Genomic DNA, 21,113 nt, shown 5'->3' on the forward strand with positions numbered 1-21,113 from the left:
CTCCCCCTCCTACCATTCGATTTCTGATACTGGTTTAGGATTCGGATTTTCATGGACTGCCCTCACTTTGGCATTGTTGATTTCGATGATCCGGTTAGCCATGGCTGCGATGGCTTGGTTGTGCGTGATGACGATGACGGTAGTCCCGGTATCGAGGCACGTATCCTGCAGCAATTTGAGCACTTGTTTGCCTGTTTCGTAATCCAGTGCCCCTGTCGGCTCGTCGCAAAGCAACAGCTTAGGTTGCTTCGCCAAGGCGCGGGCGATGGCGACGCGCTGCTGTTCGCCTCCCGAGAGCTGCGCCGGAAAGTTGTCCATGCGTTCGCTCAGACCCACCGCCCGCATGACTTCAGCAGCATCGCGGGCATGCGGCGATATCTGCGAGGCAAGCTCCACGTTCTCCTTTGCGGTCAGGTTAGGCACCAGATTATAGAATTGGAAGACAAAACCGACATCCCGCCTTCTGTAGGTCGTCAAGGCTTTTGAAGTGAACTGGGAGATGTCCACCCCATCGATGCTGATGTGCCCCTCATCGGCATCATCCATCCCTCCAAGGATGTTCAGAACGGTGGATTTGCCGGCTCCACTGGGCCCAAGTATCACTACAAACTCTCCTTCGTTGATGTCGAAGCTGATTTTGTCGTTGGCTGTGATCCGTGTCTCGCCCATCTGATAGAATTTGCTGACATTCTTTAAGGAAATATATGCCATCATGCAACCCTTCATTTCTTGATTGATTTGTATTCTGAAGCTTTCCACAGACGTGTATGCAAAAAACGACCCGGGAAACCTGAACGTTTCTCCTTAGGTCGTTTTTCAGTGCCTAAACCGTGCTATTCGACGATATTGGTGGCGATTTTGTCCAATGTGCGTGGCCGGTCATGCAGATAGCCGTGCGGATAGCCCGCCACCATCCCGGCGACAGGGGTGAAACCTTCAGGAATCTGCATTTTTTCGCGGATGCCTTCAGCATCCAACGTGCCGTTCTGAAAGAGTCCCATCACGAAGCAACTGCCCAACAGTTCTGCGGTTGCCTGCAAGTGCATATTCTCTACGATTGCTGCTGCGCTTGCGATGCTGCCTGGTTTAGCCGGTTCTTTGGCGGAAACAACGAAAAAGGCAGGTGCTCCGTACAAGGGGTCTTTGTCCTTATTGCCCGTCACTTCCTTCGCTGCGGATGTAATCGCTACCAATATTTCCGAATTTTTTATGACCGTGATATGGTAATCCTCAAAGCGACCGCGGCTGATCGGCGCATTTTGCCCAGCCTGCAGCATAATTTCGATTTGTCCCCGGGATAGCCCGAACGTTTGGTAGCTGCGTGTTGTTTGTCTCGTATGCATTACTTTCATGAAATCCATTCAATTCCCTCACTTCTCAAAAGATAACTGTACTATACTGCTATTATACCCTTTCGGGCACAAAAAATGAACGGAAATCGAGGCCTGCAGAAAAAATCATTCTGCATGATCGCTGCTTAGCTGTTCAGCAATCAAAGCCCCGTTTCCGTCCAAGAGGGAGGAGTTCTTCTGCGGGTACAGAAGAGGAAAAAGAAACGATTATCTTTGGGTATGAACACAGTATAGCCGCGATTTTTGAATATTTAATGAAGGAAAGCCTGTTTTTTCATGATCATTTTGGGAAGAAAGCCGTTTTCAGATGGACATATCTGTGATAAAGTAAGTGCAGCAAAAGATCGGAGAAATTAAATAATATGAAAACACGCATCATTATTGTCGGTGGAGGTTCAAGCGGTCTGATGGCGGCTTGCACCGCTGCCGAAGCAGGAGCTGAAGTGACGCTCCTCGAACAAAATCCAAGTCTCGGGAAAAAATTGCTTTTGACAGGCGGCGGACGCTGCAACGTCACCAACAATCGTCCCGAAGAGGAAATCATCCGGCATATTCCCGGAAACGGAAAATTCCTGCACAGCAGCTTTACCCAATTCAGTCAATATGACATCATGACCTTCTTTATCGAACGAGGAGTCGCACTGAAGGAAGAGGATCACGGCCGGATGTTCCCTGTCACGGACAAAGCTCGGACTATCCTGGAAGCATTCATCGAGGAACTGAAGCGGCTGCAGGTCCAGATCCGGACCAACATAAAAGTGGAACGCATCCTGATCGAAAACGGACAAGTGACCGGTGTCCTTTTGGAAGATGGCGAAACCCTCCAGGCTGATCGGATCATCCTGGCGACCGGAGGGAAGGCCCTGCCGCGCACAGGATCCAAAGGCGATGGCTATAAGTTCGCCAAGGCTGCTGGGCACACCATCACGGAACTGTACCCTACCGAAGCGCCGATCACTTCCGATGCGGACTTCATCCGTTCAAGCGAACTGAAGGGACTGTCCCTGCGCAATGTTGCCCTCAGCATAAAAAATAAAAAAGGCAAAACGGTCGTGTCCCACCAGATGGACATGATCTTCACCCACTTCGGCGTATCCGGCCCTGCTGCTTTGCGTTGTTCGATGTTTGTCCACCAAACGATGAAGCGCGATAAAACCGAGACCGTCACGATGTCATTGGATGTCCTGCCGGAACTTTCATTGGGTGCCGTCGAGCAACAGTTGCAGAAACTCATCAAGGATCAACCGGAAAAGAGCGTCAAAAACGGCTGGAAAGACCTGATGCCGGAGCGTTATTTGCTTTTCGGCTGCAACCAGGCCGCTATCGACCCGCAGAAATCCCTGAAGGAATTGACGCCGAAGGAAATCAAAGCTTTCGCCGACTTCTGCAAAAATTTCTCCTTCGAAGTGAACGGCACGCATCCTTTGGATAAAGCCTTTGTCACCGGCGGGGGCGTCTCCACGAAGGAAATCAATCCGAAGACGATGGAAAGCAAACTGACGCGGGGGCTTTATTTCTGCGGCGAACTGATCGACTACAACGGCTACACAGGTGGCTACAACATCACCGGCGCCTTTGTTACAGGGCACACTGCCGGGCAGCATGCAGCTGCAGATCGGGACGAATAAAAACATCCATTCGCAAAGAGAACGGAGCCACCTCATTTAGAGGCAGCTCCGTTCCCTTTTTTCTATATTGTAGGAAAAATATAAATTTCTCTGTACTCAAAAGTGCGTCACCGTTGGTGCTTCAAAGAATTGCAAAATGTTCCATGCAATCCAAAGCGTTGGCTAGCTTCACGGGTTAGCCCCTCGGAAATTAGATAAATCTGACCCATTGCGCTCTTCGATGCTCATTTGCATGGTAGTCTTAGGGATTCATCCCTTAGACTACCAGTACAAGGTGCCCGTAGGGAACGTTGCGAGGTCATATTTCCTAAATTTCTTTCAGGGCTGAGCGAACCCGTTCAGCTTTTCTTATCTCGCCAGTTTCTTGATGATGAAGACCTTCAAGTAATCGCTGGTCCTGCTGCCTGCCGGAACAGCGAAGTCGCTCGGCAAGTGGAAGGTTTCCAGGATACGGTAGTCACAATGGCTGTTCTTGAAGGCTTGGTCGATGTCCTGTTTGAAATTTTTTTCCTTGTAGTTGGCGGCGTTGGAAGAAACGATCAGTGTGCCATCCGGTGCGGTGATCTGGATCAGCTCCTCCAACAACTGGGTGTAATCCTTCGTGACCGAGAAAGTCCGCTTTTTGGTGCGGGCAAAGCTTGGCGGATCGATGATGGTCACGTCATACTGCAATTCTTTGCGGATGGCGTAGCGGATGAAATCGAAGACATCCATGACATAGATTTTTTGCGCATCGCCATCCAGGTTGTTGACGGCGAATTGTTCTTTGGTCCGTTCCAATGAACGGTTCGCAACATCGACACTTGTTGTTTCGATTGCTCCGCCCATGGCTGCAGCAACCGAGAAAGCGCCCGTGTAGCTGAAGGTGTTCAATACCCGTTTACCTGCCGCATAACGCTCCGTCAGAGCACCGCGTACGTCGCGCTGATCCAGGAAAATGCCCGTCATCAGCCCATCATCCAGATAAGTCGCATAGTTGATGCCGTTCTCCTTCACGATCAGGGGCGTCGGGGCTGCTTCACCCGTGACGAAGCGGCTGATCAGGCTGTCTTTCCGTTGGTAACGGAATTTTTCATAGATGCCCTTCGTTTCCGGGAAGACCGCTTGAAAAGCAGCGAGGATGGCGGCTTGGTAGCGGAAGATGCCTCCGCTGTACCAGGATACCACCGCAAATCCGTCATAATGGTCGATGGTGACACCGGGAATGCCGTCACCCTCCGCATTAAAAAGCCGATAGGTTGTCGTTTCCGGATCCGCTTGCAGATCCATGCGCTTGCGTTTCGCTTTTTCGAACTGGTTTTTGAAGAACGCTTCATTGAAACTATCCGCGTTATCCAACGAAAATACCCAGCCTACTCCTTTGTTCTGTTTGGCCAAATAGGCTCTTGCAACGAATGCTTGGCGAGAATCGACCAGTTCGACTATTTCGCCCTCATTGAAGCTGAGTTCATTTGGAAAATCCTCGAACTGCAGCAAGGGATTCCCTGCCTTAATTTTTTTTTCGCTTATTTGCGTAATGATTATTTTTTTCATTGTTTTCTTCCTTTATAGTCAATTGTCCGTTCTGTACTGCTTTGTTTTTTTGAAGATATCCAGATGCCGTAGCCGATTGCTGCACCCAACGTATTGAAGAAGACATCATCGATATGCGTCACGCCCGTCTGAAAGATGAGCTGGAGGAACTCGATCATGGCGGAAAAAAGAAAGCCGATCGCCGTAACTTTGAGGAAACTGCATTTTTTCCTGAACAGATACGGGCCCACGAAGCCCAACGGCATAAACCAGACGACATTCCCCCACGAATTATACCAGGCCGAAAAACCGGAGTCCCCGTAAAATAGCTTGACCGTATCCACCAACGGCAACCAATGGATCGCCGACCAATCGATTTTGTGGTACTCGACGGTCCAGAAGGTCTCCTCGTTGCGGAAAACCGTCAGTTGAAGCAGCAGCACGATGTAGATAAACAGAGCATGCAACAAGCCTTCCTTATATAAGGGGATTTTTTTGCCCGTCTTGCGGTGTCTGTGCAGCAGATAGGCCGCCCGCAGGACCAGCCAAATCAAATAATACAGAATGGTCTTGTCCACGCTGTTGAAAACTAATTGTATGAGCGGAAAATGATTGACGGATGATTCCAGAGAAGCAGCCACCCACTCATACGGTCCTTGTAAAAATATCATAAGCTATGCTCACCTTTGTCAGTTTTGTTCCTTTGATCAGATACATGGAAAGACCCATTTTCTCGAAAAATCCTAAAAAAAGCAACCGTTCTTGATAAAAACTTAGGAAAAACTTTACGGTGCTTCGATTGACTATCAAAAGCATTCAGAATATAATGACACTAGCTCATTTTACATAAAATTCACAAACAACACACATTACCCTTAAAAATCCACATGAAATTTACATGTGTTCCACAAGATATCATTAGGAGGTCTCTTTTTTGAAACAAAAATTAACTGAACAGTTGCAGACGCGATTCGGATTTTTCCTGTTCGCCGTCGTCCTTTTCTGGCTGAAGACCTATTTCGCTTACCACACAGCGTTCTCTTTAGGCGTAGATGGCTGGTTCCAGCAACTGATTCTTTTCATCAACCCAATCGCCACTACCTTGTTGATTCTGGGAATTTCCCTTTTTGTGAAGAATCCTAAAAAAGGTTACCGAAGCTTGATTGCTCTGTACATGCTGAATTCGATCCTGTTGTTCGCAAACATCGTCTATTACCGCGAATTTACGGATTTCTTGACGATCAAGACCATTTTCGGTTCGGCCAATGCAACCAAAAACCTGGGTTCAGGTGTCATCGCCATGATGCAGCCGATCGACCTGTTCTATTGGATCGATGCTTTCGTGCTCGTTTACGTCTATAAGAAATTCGTCAGCAAAAACCGCGACGAACGCATCTTCAAGAAAAGATGGGCATTTGCGACAATCGCCGCTTCAATCGCTCTCTTTGCCGCTAACCTGGGTCTTGCTGAAATCAGCCGCCCACAATTGCTGACGAGAACTTTTGACCGCAACTATATCGTAAAATACTTGGGTATCAATGTCTATACGCTTTATGATGGAATCAAAACCGCCCAGGCCAACCAAGTGCGTGCAAGCGCGGACAGCTCGGATATGGCTTCCGTTCTTGATTATATGAGTACACATTACGCCGAGCCGAACGAAACATACTTCGGACAAGCGGAAGGCAAAAACGTCGTCTACATCCATCTGGAAAGTATGCAGCAATTCCTGATCGATTTGTCGCTGACGGACGAAACAGGCACGACAGCTGAAGTGACGCCGTTCCTGAACAGCTTGTATCACAGCAGTGATTCATACAGTTACAGCAACATATTCCACCAGACCGGACAAGGAAAAACAAGTGATGCCGAACTGATGCTGGACAATTCCCTGTTCGGATTGCCTCAAGGTTCAGCCTTCACACAGATCGGCGCGGACAATACGTTCCAATCGGCACCGGCCATCTTGAGTGAAACATTTGGCTACACGTCAGCTGTTTTCCACGGCAATGTCGGCTCTTTCTGGGATCGCGATAATGTTTACAAATCCTTTGACTATGATTATTTCTTTGATGCCGACAGCAGTTATACGCTGACGGATGAAAACTCAGTCGAGTACGGTTTGAAGGACAAATTGTTCTTCCAGGAATCGACTCAATACTTGGAACAATTGCCGCAGCCTTTCTATGCGAAATTCATAACTGTTTCGAACCACTTCCCGTTCCCTGAAGACGAGATGAACAACACCTTCGCTTTGGATACCGGCGACGAAACGGTTGACGGTTATTTCAATACCGTCCATTATGCCGATGAGGCCTTGGCTGAGTTCTTCCAATATATGAAGGATGCAGGACTTTATGATAATACGATTTTCGTATTGTATGGCGACCACTTCGGCATTTCCAGTTCACGCAACGAAACATTGGCGCCGCTCATCGGAGCGAATGCAGATTTGTGGAGTGCCTACGATGATGCCATGATGCAACGGGTTCCTTTCATCATCCACAACCCTGGTTCCGGTACTGGACAGATCAGCGACGTCTATGGCGGACAGATCGATATCTTGCCTACTGTGATGCATCTTCTGGGTGTAGACACTTCGGCCAATGTCCAACTTGGGCAGGATCTGTTGTCGGCTCAACATGAGGGAATTGTTGCTTTCCGTAACGGCAGCATCGTAACGAGCGAATACACTATTTTAGGAAATACTGTCTATCATACTCAAACAGGTACACTTGCTTATCAGACCGAAGAAGTGATCCAAAAGATTGCTGAAATCCGGGCGCAAGCTGAACTGCAACTGGCCATCTCCGATCAGATCATCAACGGCGACTTGCTTCGCTTCTATACGCCAGATGGATTCACCCCAGTCGACAAAAGCTTGCACAGCTATGTGGATTCTCCAGCCGAATTGGAAGAGGACCTCGCCGAATTGGGCGACCTGAACACTTCCTTGTACTACACGAACAACGGCGTCTCAAGCGTTCCGCTTTACCAGACGGATGCCCCTGAGTTCCCGGCCAACCAAGCCGCTGCTGAAGGACCCGCAACGGAAGAACAACCCGCTTCGGAAGAAACCCAAGCAGAAGGACAGACAGAAACAGTTGAATAACCAAAATAGCTGTCGGAATTTAAAATTCCGACAGCTATTTTTTTAACTATTTTTATCAAGTGCAGTTTTCGTTGGCAATGTAATCGTGAAAGTCGTTCCCTCTCCTGGATTGCTTTCCACGTCGACAGTCCCTTTGTGGTTCATCACTAAGGATTGGACCACAGCCAAACCGATTCCCGACTCGCCAAATTTTGTATTCTTTCTGGAAACATCCACTTTGTAGAACCTTTCCCAGATGCTCGTGATATCCTTCTTCTCGATGCCGATTCCCGTGTCCTTGACCTGGATGACTTGCTGATCGTCATCCGGGAACGACGACAAGGTGATGGTACCGTTTTTCGTGAACTGGATTGCGTTTTGAGTGAGGTTCACCATAATTTGGATAAAACGGTCATAGTCCGCGTAGATCCGGTCCGCTGCATCCACCTGGACGATGATCAAGTCATCCTTCGCCTGTGCTTTTGCCCGCATCTGCTCCGCGACATTCTCCAACGCTTCCTTAGCGGAAAATTCCTGCTTCACTAAAATAATCTGATTGGAGCGGATCTTTTCATAGTCCAGGTTTTCGTTCACCAAACGGATCAGCCTTTTGGTTTCTTTTTGCATCAGTTGCATGCTCCGTTCCCGACGTCTTTCGGGAATCATGTGGTGCTGGATCCCTTCCAGGATGCCATTGATCGTCGTGAGCGGCGTGCGCATCTCATGGGCAACATCCATCATGAACTGACGCCTTAAATTCTCTTGGCGTTCCACTTCCTCGTTGGAGGCTTTCAAAGACCTTGCCATTTGGTTGAAATCCTCAGACAGCTCATCAAATTCATCTTTGTGATGATTCTCCAGCGAAATATCAAAATTGCCTGAAGCAATCTCATGGGTGGCCCTCCGCATGCGTTTGATGCGCCTTGTCAGATAATTGGCGATGCCGAGGCTCAATACAATCGCGATGCCCCCGGAAGTCAGCACAGCCACAAGCAGGTTGTGCTCAATTTCGTTGATTTCATCCTCGATGCCTTTTACCGGCGAGCCCACCGCTATGAAGCCTGTGAACTCGGCCGTAGTCGCATTAAAAAGCGGGAGATAAACCGTCAAGAAGCGCTTCTTTTCGTTCAGGAAGCCGCGATCCCGTTCCGTCAAAGAAATCCGTTCCCCTTCTGAGAGCCTCTCAAAATCCTCCGTGCTGATTCCGCTCGTATACAGATCCGTTGCTTGCGGGTACACCATATGGTCTTCTGCATCAAAGATGGCAAACGAGACGTCCTGGTTGGACACCAAAGTCGAACCGCTTTCCAGTTGCTGGATCGTCATGTTCTGATCGATGATCGATTCGGCATATCCGTACAGCTGCGCCTCTTTCTCGTCGTAGACATTACTGGTGACGTATTGGATGATCAGGATGCCTGTCGTACTGACGGTTATTAGAATCAATGCGAAAAAAGCAAGGGTTTGTTGATAGACGTACTTCATTTTCCCTCTACTCCGCTGTCGTCGAATTTGTAGCCGACTCCCCAAACCGTTTGAATCACTTGCGGTCCGACCGCTTCTATTTTTTGCCGCAATTTCTTGATGTGGGCATCGATTGTGCGTTCATCCCCGTAATAAGGATCTTCCCAAATCCGGGTCAAAAGATGTTCCCTCGAAAATACTTGTTTCGGGTGTTCGGCCAGCAACGCGAACAGTTCGAACTCCTTCGGCGTCAAACTTTCGATCTGGTTCCCGTCAAGATAGGCTTCACGCGTGATCGTGCTGATTTTGACATGATCGGTTAGCACATCGAAATCGTTCGTAGCCTGCACCTGCGAATGATCTACCTTAGCGCGACGGTGCATCGCTTTGATGCGGGCTATCAGGGTCAGCGGGCTGAACGGCTTCGTGACGTACTCATCCGCGCCGATTTCCAGACCGATGACCTGGTCGCTTTCCGAATCGCGCGCCGTCAGCATGATGATTGGCACAAACTGGGAAATCTTTCTTATTTCGCGGCAAACCTGCATCCCATCCATGCTTGGCAAGTTCAGATCGAGGATGATCATATCCCATTTTTTGACTGCAGCCGCGAACGCCTCCAGTCCTTCTTTCCCATCATGTTTGAAAGTAGCTTGCCAGCCTTCATTCTCAAAAAACATCGCCATCATTTCGCAGACGGCTTCATTGTCTTCTATCATCAAAATTTCCATAGCGACTCTCCTTTTCATTTCTTCCATTATATCTTTTTTTCCGATAAGCAGCATCATTTCCAGTCTACGATACCACATACCTTTGAAGTTTCTATGAATAAATAAGGAAATCGCTGTTTCAGAAAGAAAAAGCCCCGGAATCCGGGGCTTTTCAATGGAAGCATCAGACTGCTTCCTGTTCTCTTTTCGCTTCCACGAAATACAATTCTTCCACTACCAATTCGATGACATAGACGTGCTGCTCCTGCTTATTGACATAGGAACGCGAAACCAAATGGCCATTGACACCGATCTGGTTGCCTTTGGCGCAATACTGTTCGACCAGATTTGCGGTTGCTCCCCAAAACACGACAGGTATGAAATCCGCCTGTGGTTGGCCTTCATCCGCTTTCCTTAGGCGCTGCACCGCTAATGTATTGTTGCAGACTTGCCTTTCCCCATTCACCTGTTGCACTTGGATGGGCCGCACCAGCCGCCCGATCAATGATACTTGATTCATCCTTTCATTCCTCCTTCAGCTTGACTTACTGTCTATAATATCCGCAAAAAAGCATGCTTGATTTTTTAACGAAAAAAAATAAACCTGAAGACTTTTCTTGTCTCAAGGTTTATTTTTCTGTATCAGCGGATGGCTTTCCCCATCCGCAGCGAATCGGCGTAATCGTTTATTTTTCGCAAACGGTGATTGATGCCCGATTTGGAGATGACTCCACTGGGGATCATTTCACCAAGTTCTTTCAGGCTGATGTCGGGATTCTCCAACCGGATCACGGCAATTTCCTTCAGCTTGTCAGGCAATCTCCCCAGCCCTACCGTCGCTTCGATGAATTCGATGTTGGCGATCTGTTTCGCAGCAGCATCGATCGTCTTATTCATATTCGCGTTTTCGCAATTCACTAAGCGATTGACCGAATTACGCATGTCTCGGATGATCCGCACGTCTTCAAACTTCATCATCGCGTTATGGGCACCGATCAATGCCAGAAAATCGGCGATCTTCTCAGCTTCCTTGAGATAAGTGATGAAGCCGTTGCGGCGCTCGATCGTCCGCGCGTTCAGGTCAAAGTGATTCATCATATCACAGATATCCTGATTGTGGTCCTCATAATTGGAATAGATTTCCAGATGATAACGGCTTGTTTCCGGGCTGTTCACCGAACCACCGGCCATGAAGGCGCCGCGCAGGTAAGAGCGTTCCTTCTGGTTATTGTTCATGATGTCTTCGGAAACTTGCGTCTTGAATGACAAGCCGTCGAAAATGCTCAGATCACTCAGCAATTCCGTGACGCCCTGCTTCAGGCGCACAATATAGACGTTATTCTTCTTCAGCTTCATTTTACGGCGCACCAACAATTCGCTTTCGAATGAGTAGTGATCCTTCAAGAGAACGTACATCCGTCTGGCGATTGCCGCATTTTCTGTCTGGACATTCAGGACAAATGACTGGTTATAGATGCTGACCGATCCGCTCATCCTGATCAACGCGGTCAGCTCGGCTTTCGCGTGTTCGCGGTGCACTTCCAATGTTGTTAATTCTTTTTTTACTTCAGATGCAAAAGACATATATGCCCCCTTTCCGACAGCTTCTTTCTATCAGAAAAAAGGTCAACAGATAGTTTTGATATTGGAAATCAGATTGATCAGTTCCGAAACGACTTTATTGCCGTCATGGTACACGCCGCCGTTCTTCATATCCAGAAAGTCCGCTGAGATGACCCGGCAATTTTCTTCGCGCAACCCTTTGAAATCATGGCGCACTTGCAGCAGATATTCTTCATCGGCTTGTTGATTGAGGTATTCATCCGGCACTTTTTCCGTGTTCACCAATACGGTATCGATGAATTTCGCTTTCAGATGGTCATGCAAAACCTTGATATGATCAGCATCGGTGAAGCCCTCTGTTTCGCCCAATTGCGTCATGATGTTGCAGATGTATACTTTCTCGGCTTTGGTATCGATGACCGCTTGTCCCAGATCACTGATCATCAGGTTAGGCAAAATGCTCGTATACAGGCTTCCCGGTCCGATAACGACCATATCTGCATCCAGAATGCTTTTGATGACGTGACGGGAAGCGACGGCCTCCCTAGTTTCATCCAACGGTTTGACATATACCCGTTCGATTTTTTTGCGGCCATTTGCGATTTTCGACTCGCCCTTGATGACCGTACCGTCCTTGAACTCTGCGTAGAGCGAGAGCGGCTCGTCAGCTGCGGCGTAAATTTTCCCTTTCACGCCCATCATGACGGACAACAACCGAATGGCATCAAAAATGTTCCCTTTCATTTCAGTCAGGGCCACGATGATCAGGTTTCCGATTGCGTGCCCGGAAACGAAGGAATCCTTTGAATCGAAACGGTACTGGAAAATGTCCTTTTCCAATTTCGGCATATCGGAGAGCGCAATCAGGCAGTTGCGGATATCCCCGGGAGGCACAATGTTGATATGGTCGCGGATGATGCCGCTGCTGCCGCCGTCATCAGCCACCGTGACGATGGCCGTGATATCCGTATTGTGGTTCTTCAGTTCTTCAAGAATGACCGGCAAGCCCGTTCCGCCGCCGATAACGACGATTTTCTTCGTTCTGCTCGGATTTTGACTCATGACCGATTCACCGTCTCTTTGCGCTTATTCCGATCACGATGGGTTGTATTGACCTGATAACCAGCACTCTTCAATTGCAGGCTGGTGCGTTCAGCCAAAGCGACCGAACGGTGTTGTCCGCCTGTGCAGCCGATGGCGATATTCACGCTGGTCTTGCCTTCTTTTTTGTAGCCAGGAATGATGTATTCCAGCAAATCGATAAATTTTTTGTAAAAAATTTCCGTCTCCGGTTGCTTCATGACATAATCGTAGACAGGCTTATCCAGTCCCGTCAACGGACGCAGTTCATCAACGTAATGCGGATTGGGCAAAAAGCGCACATCCATAACGATGTCGGCATCGATCGGCAAGCCGTACTTGAACCCGAAAGATACGACTTCGATATGGAAAACATCCTTATCGTCGACTTTGAAAGTATCCAGCAGACGTTCCCTTAATTGGCGCGGTGTTGTTTCGCTTGTATCGATGACCAACTGCGACCGATTGCGGATGTCCTCAAGCAGTTCCCGCTCTTTGCGGATTCCTTCCAGTACGGTTCCGCCCGATTGGGTCAGGGGATGACTTCTTCTTGTCTCTTTGTATCGGGAAACAAGCACATCGTCCTTCGAATCAAGGAAAATAACCTTTGTCGTGATAAAGGAAGTATTGTCCAAACTGTCCACAGCAGACATGATTTCTTCAAAGAATGCACGGGAGCGCAGATCGATCACTAAGCAGATTCTGCTAATTTTACCCGATTCCTTTACAAGCTCCCAAAATTTCGGTAATAAACTTGGGGGCATATTATCTATACAGAAATAGCCTAAATCTTCAAATGTCTGTAAGGCCACCGTTTTCCCGGCGCCGCTCATCCCCGTTATGACTACCAATTCGAGAGTGTCTGCCATTATAATTCCTCCAGTCAAAAAATATATATGTCCATTATAACATACCGGGTGTATCATTTGTGCATTTCTGAATATTTTATCGATTCTTACGTTTTGGTTTGGGTATTCAAGCAGAAAAGCTTCCTTACTTTGCTCCGCTAAACGAGGCATCTCGCTCTTTAAACGCGTTCTGAATCCCAGAAATCTGCGCCTAAGCTGACTACCACACACGGACAAAAAGCGTCCGCTTTGTGTTAGTCCTCTTAGTGCTCGATTTCTACCCGGGATTCATCTCGCTCTCTTTGGCTTATGTTTGAAGTGGCGGGCGGCGGCTACTGCGTTTTGCCAGCCGGCGTAGAGGTCTTCGCGCACTTCAGTAGGCATATTCGGATGGAATTCGCAATCGGGTTCCCAATTTTTGATGATGTCATCGGTATCCTTCCAGAATCCTACTGCCAATCCCGCCAAGTATGCGGCTCCCAGTGCAGTCGTCTCCATCACTTTGGATCTGGTCAACGTTGTGTTCAGAAGGTTGCTTTGGAATTGCATCAGGAAGTTGTTGTGGGCTGCTCCTCCATCGACGCGCATGTTCGTGATGACCAGTCCGGAATCCTTCTGCATCGTATCCACGACATCCTTTGTCTGATATGCCAAAGATTCGAGCGTCGCACGGATCAGGTGCGCTTTAGAAGTCCCTCTCGTCAATCCAAAGAAAGCACCACGCACGTCCTGATCCCAATAGGGTGCCCCCAGGCCGACAAACGCCGGAACCATATAGACGTTCTCGTTCGATTCAAGCATTTCAGCATATTCTTCCGACTCGGCTGCAGTCCGGATTAATTGGGCTTCATCGCGCAGCCATTGCAGAGCGGACCCGGCCACAAAGATGCTTCCCTCAAGGGCATACGTCACTTCACCGTTCAACCCGTAGGCGATCGTCGTAAGCAGGCCGTTTTCCGATTTCACCGGTGTACGGCCTGTGTTCATAACAATGAACGCGCCGGTCCCGTAAGTATTTTTCACCATCCCCTGTTCAAACCCGGTCTGCCCGAAAAGAGCGGCTTGTTGATCGCCGGCGATTCCGGCTATCGGGATGCGCGAACCGTAAAAATCATTTTCTTCGGTATATCCGTATATTTCCGATGAAGAACGGACCTCAGGCAGTAGCGTTCGCGGAATGTCCAGCAAATCCAGGATCTGCTGATCCCATTTCAATTCGTAAATATTGAACAGCATCGTTCGGCTGGCATTGGAAACATCCGTTACGTGCACCTTTTTTCCTGTCAGTTTCCAGACAATCCATGTATCAATGGTGCCGAAAAGCAGTTCGCCCTTCTCAGCCCGCTCACGAGCACTCGGGATATGATCCAACAACCATTTTATTTTGGTGGCGGAAAAGTAGGAATCAATAATCAATCCGGTTTTATCATGGATGAAGTCGTTATGCCCTTCCTGCTTCAGTTTGTCGGCGATTTCCGAAGTCTGGCGGGATTGCCAAACGATCGCATGATGGATCGGCATCCCAGTAACGCGGTCCCACACAACCGTCGTCTCGCGCTGATTCGTTACCCCTATTGCCGCAATTTCCTCCGGACGGATGGCCCCCCTGATCAAAGCATCCGCTATGACCGACTGGACACTGATCCAAATTTCATTCGCGTCGTGTTCCACCCAGCCTGGTTCAGGATAATATTGCATCAATTCTCGTTGCGAAGAAGAGATGATTGTGCCTTTCTTGTCCCAGATGATTGCACGCGTGCTGGTCGTCCCTTGATCTATCGACATGATGTATTTTTTTTCCACTTGTATGCCTCTTTCCTGATTTGAAATTTATCATCGGCCAAAAACAAGAAACCGCTCTCATTTTTTGTTGTCTGCGCATATTTGCCTCTACTATTATCCTAGCATTCTTTTCGACGAATCCCAATTATTTTTCTTTGCTCCAATCCTGCATCAGAAGCTCATGTAAATTATTTTGGGGAGATCTCAAACCCTAGCTGCCTGCTGAAGAGTTCAAAGTTAAACGTAACTGTTGAGCGCAAAAAATAAACAGTGAAATCAAAGGACAAGGCAGTTCCATTCAAAATGGATCGCTTTGTTTTTTTGATTTTTGAAAATTCCGCCGCGCTTCGCGATCGGATAATTTCTTTTAATGATTTTCCATTTGTGATAGAATAGATTGGACTCTAGACGGACAGACATTCTGATCTAGCAAGAGATACTTAAGGAGTGGTATAAATGTGTGGTTTTGTTGGATATATCCATGGATCGACAGCATGGAACCATCAGACTGTAATTGAAGGTATGATGAACAGAATCGTCCACCGCGGGCCAGACAGCGGCGGCATGTATTCTGATGACAAGGTAACGTTAGGCTTCCGCCGATTGAGCATCATTGACCTTTCCGATAACGGGAAGCAACCGATGTACAGTGCCGACGGAAATTTGGTATTGGTGTTCAACGGCGAAATCTTCAACTTCCAGGAGTTGCGCGAAGATCTGAAGAAAAAAGGACACATCTTCCATTCCAAAACGGACAGCGAAGTTTTGATCTACGGCTACAAAGAATATGGTTATGATTTCGTGAAACAACTGCGCGGCATGTTCGCGTTCGCGATCTGGGACAAAGTGAACGATACGATGTTCATCGCCCGTGACGGCTTCGGCATCAAACCGTTGTACTATACGACAAACACAACCGACGGCAGTTTGCTTTTCGGTTCTGAAATCAAGTCATTTTTGGCTCACCCTGCTTTCATCAAAGAAGTGAACAAGGATGCTTTGCGCCCTTACTTGACGCTGCAGTACTCTTCGATGGGCGAAACCTTCTTCAAGGGCGTCCACAAATTGAAACCTGCGCATTATATGGTGCTGAAAGGCAATGATATCCATACGGTCGAATATTGGGACAAGAAATTCCATGCCGAAAACGGCACTTTGGAGAGCTATGTGGAAGAAATCAAAGCAACGATGGCCGATTCCGTCCGCGCCCACAAAATCAGTGACGTGAAGACAGGCGCTTTCCTATCCGGCGGCGTCGATTCCAGCTTGATCACAGCCTTGATGAAACCGGAAAAATCCTTCTCGGTAGGCTTCTCCGAATATGAAAAAATGTTCAATGAAACCAACCAAGCTGCCGACCTTTCCGAAATCTTGGGCATCGAGAATGTCCGCAAGTACATTTCGCCAGAGGAAGCTTTCCACGCCCTGCCTACCATCCAATACCATATGGATGAACCGCAATCGAATCCGTCGTCCGTTCCGTTGTATTTCTTGGCCGAATTGGCGAAGAAAGATGTCACGGTCGTACTTTCGGGTGAAGGCGCAGATGAAATTTTCGGCGGCTACTCTTGGTATGAACCATCCAAGAAAATGGAGACCTATGAAAAGGTCCCTTACAGCCTTAGAAAAGGCATCGGCAAATTGGCCCACAAACTGCCGAAGAATACCCTGACGACCTTCCTGGTCAAAGGCGGCCAAAAAGTGGAAGAACGCTTCATCGGCCAGGCCATCGTCTGGGACGAAGAAGAAGCTGTGGACATCCTGAAGCCGGCCTACAAAAATGGCCCGGATATCCGTTCAATCACCAAACCGATCTATGACGAAGTCAAAGGCCAGGATGATGTGACAAAGATGCAGTATCTCGATCTGAACCTTTGGATGCCTGGGGATATCCTGTTGAAAGCCGACAAGATGAGCATGGCCCACTCGTTGGAGTTGCGTGTACCTTTCCTGGATAAAGAAGTCATGGAATTGGCGAAACGCATCCCTTCCGATTACCGCGTCAACGAAATCGATACAAAATATGTGCTGCGCAGAGCGGCTGCCGATGTCCTGCCGGAAGAATGGGCGAAACGTCCGAAGTTGGGCTTCCCTACTCCGATCCGACACTGGCTGCGTGAAGAAGAATTCTACAATGAAGTCAGAAAAGCTTTCGCTTCAGACTATGCGGCAGAATTTTTCGACACCGACAAGCTCGTGCAGATCCTCGATGACAACTATACGAAGAAATTGGATTACGGCCGTCAGATCTGGACTGCCTACATCTTCCTCGTCTGGTACAAACGTTTCTTCATCGATGAAACGCCTCTGTCTGCGGAAGCTTTCGTAGCTTAAGATTGCCGATTCAAAATGCAAAAGAGAGTTTCCCGACAAGGGTAACTCTCTTTTTTTTACCTTTTTCTCTCGGTTGCAGGCAGTGGTTAGGCTTTATCATCTGTGCATGTAAATGGTATCATGTAGGTATAACAAATTGGAAAGAAGGTTATTCTATGGCCAGAGTTTTAGTTGTGCGCGCGCATCCGTTCGACAGCAGCGTCTCCCGTTCCATGAAAGTCCTGGATGCTTTTCTGGAGGAATACAAAGCTGTGAATCCTTACGATCGCATCAAGGACATGAATCTTTACGAAGTCGCCATCCCGGAAATCGACCGGGATCTTTTGACTGCGTGGAAGGAATTGTCGAAAGGCGTGCTTTTTGATCAATTGACTTCCCGCCAGCAGGAAAAAGTGACGCTCTTCAATCACTACACCGATGATTTTTTGGCAATGGATAAGATCATCATCGCCAATCCGTTGTGGAACATGCACGTGCCGGGTCGTCTGAAGACGTGGATCGATACCATCACAGTCGCCGGACAGACATTCCGTTACACTGAATCCGGAGCGGTCGGAATGGTCCCGGATAAAAAATTGCTGCATATCCAAGCGAACGGCGGAATCTTCGACGGACGTGATCCTGCCAGCCAATACATCAAGAGCATTTTCCGCTTCCTGGGAGTGGAAGAAATCTCGCAACTGTTCGTCGAAGGGATGGACACATACCCGGACCGTGCCGATGAAATCGTTGCAGATGCGATCGAAAAAGCCAAACAATTGGCCAAAACTTTCTGATTTGCCCGCGCCCAAACAAAAAGAAGCCCGCGGGCTTCTTTTTTGTTTGTTACGTTTTCTCGGATTACTCTGCAGTCAGGCTACGGATGCTTGCTTCGAAAGCAGCGACTTTTTCGTCGACTGCGGTTTGGCTTTCAGCCTTCGCACCAATGTAGAATTTGATTTTTGGTTCTGTTCCGCTTGGACGGATGGCGATCCAGCTGCCATCTTCCAGGAAGTATTTCAGCACGTTCGAGCTCGGCATATCGATGCTTTCCGTGGATCCGTCAGTGAATGTCTTCGTCGAGTTGCCGAAGTCTTCAGTGATTGATACGGCGATGCCTGCGAAGTCTGCCGGTGCTTCCGAACGGAATTTAGCCATCAAAGCTTTGATCTTTTCTGCCCCGGTGATGCCGGACATCGTGACTGAAATCGTCTGTTCTTTATAGTAGCCATGCGTTTCGAAGATTTCTACTAAGCCGTCATACAGCGTTTGGCCTTTTTTCTTGTAATAAGCCGCTACTTCAGCAATCAAAACAAGGGCTTGGATGGCGTCTTTGTCGCGGACAAACGGTTTTGCCAAGTAGCCGTAGCTCTCTTCGAAACCGAACAAGAATTCCTTGCTGTGGTCTTCTTCGTACTGCTTGATTTTTTCTGCGATGAATTTGAATCCGGTCAGAACATCAACCATATCCGCACCGTAAGATTTTGCGATTGCGGTCGGCAACTCGCTGGATACGATCGATTTCAGGGCTGTTCCGTTGGCTGGCAATGTACCGGCCGCTTTTTTCGCGCGCAGCAAGTAATCCAGCATCAATGAAGCGATTTGGTTACCAGTCAGAACAACGTACTCGCCTTTGGCTTTGCGGACGGCCGCGCCCAAGCGGTCAGCATCCGGATCGGTCGCAACCAAAATATCGGCATCCAGTTCCGTACCCAGTTTGATGGCGTATTCGAATGCGCCTGCTTCTTCCGGATTCGGTGATTTCACGGTGGAGAAGTTAGGATCTGCGACTGCTTGTTCCGGAACGAGATAGATGCCTTCAAAACCGGCGTTCTTCAAGGCACGTTCACCCATCATCTGGCCAGTCCCATGCAGAGGCGTGAAGACCAACTTCATCTCTTTGCTCATTTCATGGACAAGGGCAGGATCGACAGTCACTGTTTTGACCAACTCAAGGTAAGCCGCGTCGACTTCTTCACCAAGCATTTTGATCAAGCCGGCTGCTTTCAACTCTGCTTCATCGCCCACTTGGATCGTCAGCGGATTTTCGATTGCTCTTACATAATCGGTCAAAGCATCCGCATCGTCAGGAGTCATCTGGCCGCCGTCGTCTCCATAGACTTTATAACCGTTGTAATCAGCCGGGTTGTGGCTCGCTGTGATCATGATCCCCGTTAGCGCATTCAAATGTCTTACCGCAAAGGACAACTCGGGTGTAGGACGCAAGCTTTCAAAAACGAAAGCCGGAATGCCGTGCGCACCCAATGTCTTCGCCGCCTCCATCGCAAACTCCGGAGATTGGTGTCTGGAATCGTAAGCGATCGCGACGCCGCGTTTTTTCTCTTCTTCACCTTTCGCCTCCATCAAACGAGCCAATCCTTCGGTCGCTTGGCGGACTGTGTAGATGTTCATCCGATTGATGCCGACTCCCAGGATGCCGCGCATACCGGCAGTCCCGAATTCCAGCGGAGCAAAAAAAGCATCTTTCAGTGCTTCTTCATTTCCCTCCAAAGACTTTAATTCTTCTTTTAATGTAGGTTCTAATAAGGCAAAATTATTCCATTGTGCGATGGTTTCTTGATAAGACATTTTCATCATCCTTCCATATTAGTTTAATCATATTATAACATTATTTACATGCATTATGAGCGAAAAGATGGAATCTAAAAAAAAAGTTCACGCTCTATAAATCAGAGCATGAACTTTGTTGATATTTATCGATCGGACAACAACTTAACTGTTTTGATGAATATTCTTTCAGTCCACTGTCTCGGCAGCCGCTTCAGCAGCCGCTAGACGGTCATGCAGGTCTTCGATGTAAGAAAAGGCGCGGTTCCCGGCTTCTCCACCATCTCCGACGGCAGTCGTGATTTGACGCAGAAGCTTCTGACGCACGTCCCCGATAGCAAAGATGCCCGGTACGGCTGTTTCCATATGCTCATTCGTGATGATCCAGCCTTCTTCATCCGTGATCCCCAGATCAAGGAAGGCATCCGATTGCGGCAAAATGCCTACGTAGATGAAGACCCCGTCCACGGCTTTTTCGGTTATCTCGTTGGTATTTTTGTTCCGGATCACTACGCCCGTTACTTTTTGTCCGTCTCCCTTGATTTCTTCCACAAAGGAATCCCAAGTGAAGGACACTTTCTCATTCTTGAAGGCACGGTCCTGGATGACTTTTTGAGCCCGCAAAGCATCACGTCTGTGTACGATGTTGACATCCGCGAATTGCGTCAAGTAAGTCCCTTCCTCCACGGCAGAATCTCCTCCGCCGACCACTGCCAATTTTTTACCTTTAAAGAAGGCCCCATCACAGACGGCACAATAGGAAACGCCGCGGCCATTGTACTGTTCTTCCCCAGGAACCCCCAATTTACGGTGGTGGGAACCTGTAGCGATGATGACGGCACGCGTTTTATAGGATTTTTTTCCTGCTTCGACGATGCGGTAATCGCCATCGACAACAATGCGCTTCACATCTCCGTAGGCGTGCTGGGCTCCGAATTGCATGGAGCTTTCGTACATCCTTTCAGCCAACTCGGGACCCAATATCGATTTGAAGCCAGGATAATTTTCAATTTCGGCAGTGTTGATCATTTCGCCGCCGGGAACGCCCCGTTCCAGCATCAAGGTGCTCAGATTGGAACGGGAGGCATAAAGCGCCGCGGTCATTCCGCCTGGTCCGGCTCCGATGACGATGACGTCATAAATTTTTTCAGTTTGTTCCATGTTTAGTGTATCTCCTTCTGGTGTTAAGTCTGTTCCGGCCT

17 protein-coding genes are annotated in these 21,113 nt (G+C 48.4%); 4 read left to right on the forward strand and 13 right to left on the reverse strand.

Annotated features, from left to right (window positions below):
• Positions 1-9: 9 nt before the first annotated feature.
• Both WBV27_RS06330 and WBV27_RS06335 read right to left on the reverse strand, forming a co-directional pair.
• Positions 10-711, reverse strand: a complete 702-nt coding sequence (locus WBV27_RS06330) for an ABC transporter ATP-binding protein (RefSeq protein ID WP_086943228.1) — start codon at positions 709-711, stop codon at positions 10-12.
• A 122-nt stretch (positions 712-833) separates the two neighbouring features.
• Positions 834-1,361, reverse strand: a complete 528-nt coding sequence (locus WBV27_RS06335) for a nitroreductase family protein (RefSeq protein ID WP_424200407.1) — start codon at positions 1,359-1,361, stop codon at positions 834-836.
• A 353-nt stretch (positions 1,362-1,714) separates the two neighbouring features.
• On the opposite strand from WBV27_RS06335, the gene WBV27_RS06340 reads away from it, so the two are divergent.
• Positions 1,715-2,980: an NAD(P)/FAD-dependent oxidoreductase gene (locus WBV27_RS06340; protein WP_424200409.1), complete on the forward strand. Its 1,266-nt coding sequence runs from the start codon at positions 1,715-1,717 to the stop codon at positions 2,978-2,980.
• Between the two features lie 348 nt (positions 2,981-3,328).
• Here WBV27_RS06340 and WBV27_RS06345 read toward each other — a convergent pair whose 3' ends face one another.
• The gene (locus WBV27_RS06345) at positions 3,329-4,513 is read right to left on the reverse strand and encodes a class I SAM-dependent rRNA methyltransferase (RefSeq protein WP_424200411.1); all 1,185 of its coding nucleotides are present in this window, start codon (positions 4,511-4,513) and stop codon (positions 3,329-3,331) included.
• The gene (locus tag WBV27_RS06350) at positions 4,510-5,163 is read right to left on the reverse strand and encodes a VanZ family protein (RefSeq protein ID WP_424200413.1); all 654 of its coding nucleotides are present in this window, start codon (positions 5,161-5,163) and stop codon (positions 4,510-4,512) included. The genes WBV27_RS06345 and WBV27_RS06350 overlap by 4 nt, the downstream gene beginning before the upstream one ends.
• Positions 5,164-5,426: 263 nt before the next feature.
• Between WBV27_RS06350 and WBV27_RS06355 the strand changes: the two genes are divergently transcribed.
• Positions 5,427-7,604, forward strand: coding sequence for an LTA synthase family protein (locus WBV27_RS06355; protein ID WP_424200415.1), 2,178 nt, complete (start codon positions 5,427-5,429; stop codon positions 7,602-7,604).
• Positions 7,605-7,646: 42 nt separating this feature from the next.
• Here WBV27_RS06355 and WBV27_RS06360 read toward each other — a convergent pair whose 3' ends face one another.
• The 7 genes from WBV27_RS06360 to glpK form a co-directional block, all read right to left on the reverse strand.
• Positions 7,647-9,068: an ATP-binding protein gene (locus WBV27_RS06360; RefSeq protein ID WP_424200417.1), complete on the reverse strand. Its 1,422-nt coding sequence runs from the start codon at positions 9,066-9,068 to the stop codon at positions 7,647-7,649.
• Positions 9,065-9,778, reverse strand: a complete 714-nt coding sequence (locus WBV27_RS06365) for a response regulator transcription factor (RefSeq protein ID WP_424200419.1) — start codon at positions 9,776-9,778, stop codon at positions 9,065-9,067. The genes WBV27_RS06360 and WBV27_RS06365 overlap by 4 nt, the downstream gene beginning before the upstream one ends.
• A gap of 163 nt (positions 9,779-9,941) precedes the next feature.
• A complete protein-coding gene (locus tag WBV27_RS06370; RefSeq protein ID WP_068560913.1) occupies positions 9,942-10,277 on the reverse strand; it encodes a single-stranded DNA-binding protein in 336 nt (111 codons plus the stop codon).
• Between the two features lie 122 nt (positions 10,278-10,399).
• Complete coding sequence (gene whiA, locus WBV27_RS06375; RefSeq protein WP_106449294.1) at positions 10,400-11,341, reverse strand: DNA-binding protein WhiA; 942 nt, start codon at positions 11,339-11,341, stop codon at positions 10,400-10,402.
• A 42-nt stretch (positions 11,342-11,383) separates the two neighbouring features.
• A complete protein-coding gene (locus WBV27_RS06380) occupies positions 11,384-12,382 on the reverse strand; it encodes a gluconeogenesis factor YvcK family protein (RefSeq protein ID WP_424200422.1) in 999 nt (332 codons plus the stop codon).
• Complete coding sequence (rapZ, locus tag WBV27_RS06385) at positions 12,379-13,269, reverse strand: RNase adapter RapZ (RefSeq protein ID WP_424200424.1); 891 nt, start codon at positions 13,267-13,269, stop codon at positions 12,379-12,381. Before rapZ ends, WBV27_RS06380 begins: the two co-directional genes overlap by 4 nt.
• Positions 13,270-13,536: 267 nt before the next feature.
• The gene (gene glpK, locus WBV27_RS06390) at positions 13,537-15,051 is read right to left on the reverse strand and encodes a glycerol kinase GlpK (RefSeq protein WP_424200426.1); all 1,515 of its coding nucleotides are present in this window, start codon (positions 15,049-15,051) and stop codon (positions 13,537-13,539) included.
• Between the two features lie 435 nt (positions 15,052-15,486).
• Between glpK and asnB the strand changes: the two genes are divergently transcribed.
• Positions 15,487-17,364 carry an asparagine synthase (glutamine-hydrolyzing) gene (asnB, locus tag WBV27_RS06395; RefSeq protein ID WP_424200428.1) on the forward strand — a complete coding sequence of 626 codons (1,878 nt, stop codon included), beginning with the start codon at positions 15,487-15,489 and terminating at the stop codon, positions 17,362-17,364.
• Between the two features lie 155 nt (positions 17,365-17,519).
• Positions 17,520-18,140, forward strand: a complete 621-nt coding sequence (locus WBV27_RS06400) for an NAD(P)H-dependent oxidoreductase (protein WP_424200430.1) — start codon at positions 17,520-17,522, stop codon at positions 18,138-18,140.
• A gap of 64 nt (positions 18,141-18,204) precedes the next feature.
• Here the strand turns inward: WBV27_RS06400 and WBV27_RS06405 are convergent, their stop codons facing one another.
• Positions 18,205-19,932 (reverse strand): phospho-sugar mutase, encoded by a 1,728-nt coding sequence (locus tag WBV27_RS06405; RefSeq protein WP_424200432.1) that lies wholly within the window; start codon positions 19,930-19,932, stop codon positions 18,205-18,207.
• 168 nt (positions 19,933-20,100) lie between these two features.
• Positions 20,101-21,072 (reverse strand): thioredoxin-disulfide reductase, encoded by a 972-nt coding sequence (gene trxB, locus WBV27_RS06410; protein ID WP_424200434.1) that lies wholly within the window; start codon positions 21,070-21,072, stop codon positions 20,101-20,103.
• Positions 21,073-21,113 lie beyond the last annotated feature (41 nt).

Source organism: Trichococcus sp. (assembly GCF_049589555.1).
Classification (GTDB): domain Bacteria; phylum Bacillota; class Bacilli; order Lactobacillales; family Aerococcaceae; genus Trichococcus.

What these genes read in the sequence shown, in the direction of transcription:
- WBV27_RS06330 (WP_086943228.1), bottom strand. Translation starts at nt 711, where the DNA reads ATGGCATATATTTCCTTAAAGAATGTCAGCAAATTCTATCAGATGGGC.
- WBV27_RS06335 (WP_424200407.1), bottom strand. Translation starts at nt 1,361, where the DNA reads ATGGATTTCATGAAAGTAATGCATACGAGACAAACAACACGCAGCTAC.
- WBV27_RS06340 (WP_424200409.1), top strand. Translation starts at nt 1,715, where the DNA reads ATGAAAACACGCATCATTATTGTCGGTGGAGGTTCAAGCGGTCTGATG.
- WBV27_RS06345 (WP_424200411.1), bottom strand. Translation starts at nt 4,513, where the DNA reads ATGAAAAAAATAATCATTACGCAAATAAGCGAAAAAAAAATTAAGGCA.
- WBV27_RS06350 (WP_424200413.1), bottom strand. Translation starts at nt 5,163, where the DNA reads ATGATATTTTTACAAGGACCGTATGAGTGGGTGGCTGCTTCTCTGGAA.
- WBV27_RS06360 (WP_424200417.1), bottom strand. Translation starts at nt 9,068, where the DNA reads ATGAAGTACGTCTATCAACAAACCCTTGCTTTTTTCGCATTGATTCTA.
- WBV27_RS06365 (WP_424200419.1), bottom strand. Translation starts at nt 9,778, where the DNA reads ATGGAAATTTTGATGATAGAAGACAATGAAGCCGTCTGCGAAATGATG.
- WBV27_RS06370 (WP_068560913.1), bottom strand. Translation starts at nt 10,277, where the DNA reads ATGAATCAAGTATCATTGATCGGGCGGCTGGTGCGGCCCATCCAAGTG.
- whiA (WP_106449294.1), bottom strand. Translation starts at nt 11,341, where the DNA reads ATGTCTTTTGCATCTGAAGTAAAAAAAGAATTAACAACATTGGAAGTG.
- WBV27_RS06380 (WP_424200422.1), bottom strand. Translation starts at nt 12,382, where the DNA reads ATGAGTCAAAATCCGAGCAGAACGAAGAAAATCGTCGTTATCGGCGGC.
- rapZ (WP_424200424.1), bottom strand. Translation starts at nt 13,269, where the DNA reads ATGGCAGACACTCTCGAATTGGTAGTCATAACGGGGATGAGCGGCGCC.
- asnB (WP_424200428.1), top strand. Translation starts at nt 15,487, where the DNA reads ATGTGTGGTTTTGTTGGATATATCCATGGATCGACAGCATGGAACCAT.
- WBV27_RS06400 (WP_424200430.1), top strand. Translation starts at nt 17,520, where the DNA reads ATGGCCAGAGTTTTAGTTGTGCGCGCGCATCCGTTCGACAGCAGCGTC.
- WBV27_RS06405 (WP_424200432.1), bottom strand. Translation starts at nt 19,932, where the DNA reads ATGTCTTATCAAGAAACCATCGCACAATGGAATAATTTTGCCTTATTA.
- trxB (WP_424200434.1), bottom strand. Translation starts at nt 21,072, where the DNA reads ATGGAACAAACTGAAAAAATTTATGACGTCATCGTCATCGGAGCCGGA.